The organism is Streptomyces sp. AcH 505 (assembly GCF_000818175.1).
GTDB lineage: Bacteria > Actinomycetota > Actinomycetes > Streptomycetales > Streptomycetaceae > Streptomyces.
In genome coordinates, this window is sequence record NZ_JTIY01000001.1 from 3,689,848 (window position 1) to 3,695,428 (window position 5,581).

The window sequence follows — 5,581 nt, forward strand, 5'->3', positions numbered from 1 at the left end:
CGGTGGCCGCGGGCGAGGCGGCCGAGCGGGAGTGGCGCAGGAACGCGAGCCGGGCGTGCGGGACGCCGTGGCTGCGGCTGTGGCGCTGGTACGAGGGCAAGCGCACGCCCGGCGGTGAGACCCCGCAGCCGGCGGCCGTCGTGCTGGAGGAGGAACTGACCGCGCGGCAGCGGGTCGAGCAGGCGGTACGTACGGTCGCTGACGAGGCGTCCGACGGGCTGCCGGCGCCGTGGGCGCTCGCGGTGCGCGAGGCGGCCGTACGTGGCGCGGAGGGATTGCCGGAGGCGCTGGACGTGCTGGCGGCGCCCCCGGGCGCGGCAGGCACGCCCGGTACGTCGGGCGGATCCGGCGGGTCGGGCGGGTCGGGCGGGTCGGGTGCCGCCGGGGCGACCGGCCGACCCCCGCGCCCGGCGTGGTGGCCCGCGGCCGTGCTGACCCAGGCGTCCATGACGCTGTTGCAGATCTTCGGCGCGCTGTGGCTGGTCGGCCAGATCGTGGGCGTACTGGAACCGGGGCTGCTGCCGCCCGTGTTGGTGATGCTCGCCGGGATCATCGGCGGGCCGCTGGTGGAGTGGGCGTGCGCAGCCGCCGCCAAGGGGCCGGCCAGGCGGTACGGGCAGGACACCGAACGGCGGCTGCGCGAGGCGGCCGCCGGCTGCGGCCGGGTGAAGGTGCTCGACCCGATCTCGGCGGAGCTGATGCGCTACCGCGAGGTGCGGGAGCAGTACGTGACGGTGTCCGGCGCCACGGGCGGGTGATGGGCTTTTCCCCCGTCGCGGGTTTGTCCACAGGCCCCAGCGGGTTCCGGCGGTCCGGTCCAGCATGGAGACACGGCGGATCGGACCGGACGGACCGGGCCCGGAGCCGGGTGGACCGCCGCTGGGCGAGAGGGGGCTGTCATGTACGACACCGTGGTGACGGTGGTGGGGAACGCGGCGACGGGCGTGGAGTTCAGGGAGTCGGCGACGGGCGGGACGGCGCGCTTCCGGTTCGCGGCGAGCGCGCGCCGCTTCGACCGGCGTAACGAGGTCTGGACCGACGGGCCGACGAGCTTCTACACGGTGTGGGCGTGGCGGAGCCTCGCGGCGAATCTGGCCGCGTCGGTCGCCGTCGGTGAACCGCTCGTGGTGCACGGGCGGTTGCGGGTGCGCGAGGAGGAGCGGGAGGGGCAGCGCCGGACGTCCGTGGAGATCGACGCGGTGGCGGTCGGACATGATCTGACGCGCGGAACAGCCGCGTTCCGCCGGGTCGTCAAGGCGGCGCCGCCACCGGCACCCCCACCGGCCTCCCCGTCCGCATCCCCGCCGGGCGGGCCGAACGGGCCGCCCTGAGCGGCAGTTGGGGGTCCCGAACGGGCACCCGGCGGTCGATAACGATTCCGAGTCGGTACGGTTATCTGATCGCATGACCGGGAATCTCGTCGGACCCCCTCCATAGGATCTTCGAGTACTTCACGGGGCACTGGCCCTCGCCCGGAGGGGAATCTGTGTTTTCTGCGATATCTGTGTCATCCGTACGACGGCGGCTCACCAGCCGCCTCGCCGCGGCGCTCCTCGTCTCGGGTCTGGTGGCCATGGGCACCGCGACCGGTGCCGGTACGGCGGCCGCCGACGACGAGACACCCCAGTACCAGGGCGGCGCCTCCGCCACCCTCGACGGGCTGACCACCTACGACGGTGCTGTGCTCCACACGGACGGCAAGGACCAGCCGCTCTCCGCCGGACTGTTCGAGATGACCGTCGACGGCGGCGGCAGACTCAAGACGTACTGCGTGGACATCCACAACCCGACGCAGAGCGAGGCGAAGTACCAGGAGACGCCGTGGGACCAGACGTCCCTCGGCGCCAACAAGAACTCCGGCAAGATCCGCTGGATCCTCCAGCACTCCTACCCGCAGGTGGACGACCTCTCCGGCCTCGCCAAGACCGCCGGCACCGGATCGCTCACGGAGAAGACGGCAGCCGCCGGCACGCAGGTCGCGATCTGGCGGTACTCGGACGGGGCCGACGTCGACGCGACCGACCCGCAGGCCGAGAAGCTCGCCGACTACCTCCAGCGCTCGGCGCGTGACGCCGCCGAGCCGAAGGCGTCGCTGACGCTGCAGCCCGCGGCGGTCTCCGGCAAGGCCGGTGACCTGCTCGGCCCGGTCACGGTCCGCACCACCGACACCGACAGCGTCACGGTCGTACCGCCCGCCGACGCCGCCGCCAGCGGCGTCCGGGTCACCGACAAGCACGGCAAGCCGGTGACCTCGGCCAAGGACGGCTCGCAGCTCTACTTCGACGTGCCGGACAAGGCGGCGGACGGTACGGCGCAGCTCGGCGTGCAGGCCACGACCTCACTCCCGGTCGGCCGGGCCTTCGCCGGGGTGACCAAGAGCCAGACCCAGATCCTGGCCGGCTCCAGCGATTCGACCGTCTCGGCGACGGCCACGGCGAACTGGGCGAAGCGAGGGCCGATACCGGCGCTGACGGCGACCAAGAACTGCGCCAGGGGCGGGGTGGACGTCACGGCGGTCAACGAGGGCGACGCCGCTTTCACCTTCCAGCTGGCGGGTCAGCGGCACACGGTCGCGGCGGGGGAGACCCGGACCATCACCGTCCCGGTCGACGAGGACCAGACGTACGACTTCACCGTCGAAGGACCCGGCGGGCTGCAGGAGACCTTCAAGGGGCTGCTGGACTGCGCGGTCTCCGGCGCCCCGGTCACCACGCTCGACCAGCCGGGATCCGGGCCCAGCCCCGCTTCGGCCGGTGAGGTGCCCACCGACGGCGTCACGGCCCACTCGGGCGGCGAGGGGCTGGCGGAGACCGGCTCGTCCAACGCCACACCGGTCATCGCCGGCATCGCGATCGTGCTCGTGCTCGTGGGCGGCGGCGCGGTCTTCTTCCTCCGCAGGAAGAACTCCACCGGCGGAAAGTGACCGTACGGTCACCGGCTGCCGGGCAGTGGCCCCGGCAGCCACCGGTACCCGTTTCCGTTGGGGTACCGAGGTGCTGCAAGATGGGTGTATCTGCCCTCACGCGGCGGAGCCGCACATTGGCCCTTCTCGATCTGCCGGACGGTTTCTCTTGGCTGAGTACATCTACACGATGCGCAAGACGCGTAAGGCGCACGGCGACAAGGTCATCCTCGATGACGTGACGCTGAGTTTCCTGCCGGGCGCGAAGATCGGTGTGGTGGGTCCGAACGGCGCCGGAAAGTCCACCGTGCTGAAGATCATGGCCGGCATCGAGCAGCCGTCCAACGGCGACGCCTTCCTGTCGCCCGGCTACTCGGTGGGCATGCTCCTCCAGGAGCCGCCGCTCGACGAGTCGAAGACCGTGCTGGAGAACGTCCAGGACGGCGCCGCCGAGCTGATGGGCAAGCTCAAGCGCTTCAACGAAGTGGCCGAGCTGATGGCGACCGACTACTCGGACGCCCTCATGGAGGAGATGGGGCAGCTCCAGGAGGACCTGGACCACGCCAACGCGTGGGACCTGGACACCCAGCTGGAGCAGGCCATGGACGCGCTGGGCTGCCCGCCCGGCGACTGGCCCGTCACCAATCTCTCCGGCGGCGAGCGGCGCCGGGTCGCGCTGTGCAAGCTGCTGCTCGAAGCTCCCGACCTGCTGCTGCTCGACGAGCCCACCAACCACCTGGACGCCGAGTCCGTCGCCTGGCTGGAACAGCATCTGGCGAAGTACCCCGGCACCGTCGTCGCCGTCACCCACGACCGGTACTTCCTCGACAACGTGGCCGGCTGGATCCTGGAGCTGGACCGCGGCCGCGCCATCGGCTACGAGGGCAACTACTCGACGTACCTGGAGTCCAAGCAGGCCCGGCTCAAGGTCGAGGGCCAGAAGGACGTCAAGCGCGCCAAGCGGCTCAAGGAAGAGCTGGAGTGGGTCCGCTCCAACGCGAAGGGGCGCCAGGTCAAGTCCAAGGCCAGGCTCGCCCGTTACGAGGAGATGGCGGCCGAGGCCGACAAGATGCGCAAGCTGGACTTCGACGAGATCCAGATCCCGCCGGGCCCGCGGCTCGGCAGCATCGTCGTCGAGGTGCAGAACCTGTCCAAGGGCTTCGGCGACAAGATGCTGATCGACGACCTGTCGTTCACGCTGCCGCGCATGGGCATCGTCGGCGTGATCGGACCGAACGGCGCGGGCAAGACCACGCTGTTCAAGATGATCCAGGGCTTCGAGCAGCCGGACTCGGGCTCCATCAAGGTCGGCGAGACGGTCAAGATCAGCTACGTCGACCAGGGCCGGTCCAACATCGACCCGAAGAAGTCGCTGTGGGCGGTCGTCTCCGACGAGCTGGACTACATCAACGTGGGCCAGGTCGAAATGCCCTCCCGCGCCTATGTGTCCGCCTTCGGCTTCAAGGGCCCCGACCAGCAGAAGCCGGCCGGCGTGCTGTCCGGCGGTGAGCGCAACCGCCTCAACCTGGCGCTGACCCTCAAGCAGGGCGGCAATCTGCTGCTCCTCGACGAACCGACCAACGACCTCGACGTGGAAACGCTGTCGTCGCTGGAGAACGCGCTGCTGGAGTTCCCCGGCGCCGCGGTGGTCGTCTCCCACGACCGGTGGTTCCTGGACCGCGTCGCGACGCACATCCTGGCGTACGAGGGCGACTCCAAGTGGTTCTGGTTCGAGGGCAACTTCGAGTCGTACGAGAAGAACAAGATCGAGCGGCTCGGCGCCGACGCGGCCCGTCCGCACCGCGCCACCTACAAGAAGCTGACCCGGGACTGACGATGGCGCGCCACATCTACCGCTGCCCGATGCGCTGGTCGGACATGGACGCCTTCGGGCACGTCAACAATGTGGTCTTCCTCCGCTATCTGGAGGAGGCCCGCATCGACTTCATGTTCCGGCTGGCGCCGGGGGACGGCTCGCCGTCGTTCTCCGGGGGGTCCGTGGTGGCCCGCCACGAGATCGACTACAAGCGGCCGCTGGTCCACCGGCACGAGCCGGTGACCATCGAGTCGTGGGTGACGAAGCTGAACGCCGCGTCGCTGACGATCGCGTACGAGATCAAGGACACCGCGGACGACGGCAGCACGGAGGTCTACGTGCAGGCGGCGACCGTCGTCGTGCCGTACGACCTCGCGGCGGGCCGGCCCCGGCGGATCACCCAGGAGGAGAAGTCCTTCCTCATGAAGTACCTGGACGACGACGACACGAACGACAAGGACCCGAAGGACGCGCTCGCGGCATGACGGCCCCGGTGCAGACCCTGCGGTTCGCCGACTCGGGAGAGGCGGCGGACCTCGCCGCCTTCCTCGGCCGGCTGATCCACTACGACCGCGCCGCCGCCGTCCGGCTCCAGGGCGGCGGAGCGGCGGTCGCTGTCTTCGGCAGGCCGCCGTCCTTCGACGTGCTCGCCATCCGTACGGTGCGGCTCGGCGAACCCGCCGAGCTGGACGTCACGGTGTCGGCCGGCGAACTGCTCGAAGGCATCGGGGAGGGGCGGCAGTTCGCCGTACCGGCCCCGGTGACCGGCCCCCCGTGGGCCGGGGTGCTGCCGCCGCGCGGCGGCTGGCGCCAGCTCGACGGACTGCCGGGGACCGCCCAGATGCGGGCCGCCGTGGCGGCGG

Annotated in this window: 4 protein-coding genes and 2 pseudogenes; all 6 read left to right on the forward strand. The window is 70.9% G+C overall.

The window, feature by feature from the left end; all coding sequences use genetic code 11:
• Positions 1-758: pseudogene (locus HY68_RS45205) on the forward strand (ATP-binding protein); the annotation flags it as partial.
• A gap of 141 nt (positions 759-899) precedes the next feature.
• Entirely contained in the window at positions 900-1,331 is a 432-nt protein-coding gene (locus tag HY68_RS16875) for a single-stranded DNA-binding protein (protein ID WP_041989620.1), read from the forward strand.
• Positions 1,332-1,504: 173 nt separating this feature from the next.
• Positions 1,505-2,923 (forward strand): Cys-Gln thioester bond-forming surface protein, encoded by a 1,419-nt coding sequence (locus tag HY68_RS16880; RefSeq protein ID WP_052457113.1) that lies wholly within the window; start codon positions 1,505-1,507, stop codon positions 2,921-2,923.
• A 148-nt stretch (positions 2,924-3,071) separates the two neighbouring features.
• Positions 3,072-4,736, forward strand: coding sequence for an energy-dependent translational throttle protein EttA (gene ettA, locus HY68_RS16885; RefSeq protein ID WP_078863648.1), 1,665 nt, complete (start codon positions 3,072-3,074; stop codon positions 4,734-4,736).
• Between the two features lie 2 nt (positions 4,737-4,738).
• Positions 4,739-5,203, forward strand: a complete 465-nt coding sequence (locus HY68_RS16890) for a thioesterase family protein (protein WP_041989623.1) — start codon at positions 4,739-4,741, stop codon at positions 5,201-5,203.
• Positions 5,200-5,581, forward strand: a pseudogene (locus HY68_RS16895) (hypothetical protein); the annotation flags it as partial. The gene HY68_RS16890 and the pseudogene HY68_RS16895, both read left to right, overlap by 4 nt.

Bases quoted from the DNA above. Each gene is read 5' to 3' on its own strand.
- HY68_RS16890 (WP_041989623.1), top strand. From the start codon at position 4,739: ATGGCGCGCCACATCTACCGCTGCCCGATGCGCTGGTCGGACATGGAC.
- HY68_RS16875 (WP_041989620.1), top strand. From the start codon at position 900: ATGTACGACACCGTGGTGACGGTGGTGGGGAACGCGGCGACGGGCGTG.